Here is a 994-nt window from a genome sequence, read left to right on the forward strand (position 1 = left end):
GCCGCCGCTGCCGAGCGGGCGGAGGCGGCGCTGCTCGCCGATCCGGCCTTCATCCCGTTGCTGCGACCGGTGCGCTGGGCCCTGGTGGCGGGCGGCCTGCAAGGGTTCGAAGCCAACGCGCTGGGCTGGCACCCGCTTGGCCGGATCAGCCGCACCGGCGGCTGATCCCGGCCCCTCGATCCATCAGCACTGTTTCACGGTGCGCCGGCCGATCTCGCGTCCGGCCAGCGCGCCGGCCCCGGCAACGAGCGCGGTTTCGCCCAGGTTGCCGCCCAGCAAGGCAGCGCCTGCCCCGGCGATGGCGGCGCCAGCCACGGTTGCCCGGTCCTTGGCGCGCTTCTTGGCGCGCTGGCATTCGGCGAGGCTGTTGTAGCGCTTGCCGCCGGTTTCATAGAGCACCGGGCCGTTGTTCTGGGCCAGAACGGGGGTTGCGACCGGGCCGGCAAGGCTCAGCAGGGCGGCGATCATCAGGCTGTTCTTGGTCATGCGTGTCTCCCTCTTGATGGCGGCCATCGTGGTGCCGGCAAGGTGAATTGATGATGAAGACGCCCTAGGCCGCGGCTGTCGCACTGGTGATGGCTGAAAGGAAGGCCGGTCCCCAACGCTCCAGCTTGGCGGCGCCCACGCCCGGCACTCGGCCCAGCGCCGCCAGGCTGTCCGGCCGGTTCGCGGCCATGGCGCGCAGCGTCGAATCATGGAACACCACATAGGGCGGCACCCCGGCTTCGGCCGCCAGCGTGCGACGCAAGGCCCTGAGCGCCTCGAACAGCGGCGTGTCGGCCGCATCAAGCCCGGCGCTGGCGCTGCGCTCGGCCCGGTCACTCCTGCCCTGGCGGCTGCGCAGCGGCGCCCGCTTCAGGCTGATCGCCACCTCGCCCTTCAGGATCGGGCGGGCCGCCGGGCCGAGGATCAGGCCGCCGTGCTCCGGGTCCCGCTCCAGCGCGTCCATGGCCTCCAGCTGGCGGGCCAGCGCGCGCCACTGGTCAGCCGGCCA

At 72.7% G+C, this 994-nt stretch carries 2 protein-coding genes; both read right to left on the minus strand.

The features are described 5' to 3' along the window. Positions 1 to 183: 183 nt before the first annotated feature. Complete coding sequence (locus tag GJV64_RS14795; protein ID WP_164158259.1) at positions 184 to 486, minus strand: hypothetical protein; 303 nt, start codon at positions 484 to 486, stop codon at positions 184 to 186. Positions 487 to 550: 64 nt separating this feature from the next. Next, positions 551 to 994: HRDC domain-containing protein (locus GJV64_RS14800; protein WP_205599664.1), on the minus strand; the 444-nt coding region annotated here is incomplete at its 5' end.

The organism is Sandarakinorhabdus rubra (assembly GCF_010994245.1).
In the GTDB taxonomy this organism is placed as follows: Bacteria; Pseudomonadota; Alphaproteobacteria; order Sphingomonadales; family Sphingomonadaceae; genus Sandarakinorhabdus; species Sandarakinorhabdus rubra.

Excerpts from the sequence above, each read along its gene's own strand:
- GJV64_RS14795 (WP_164158259.1), bottom strand. The coding sequence starts at position 486 with ATGACCAAGAACAGCCTGATGATCGCCGCCCTGCTGAGCCTTGCCGGC.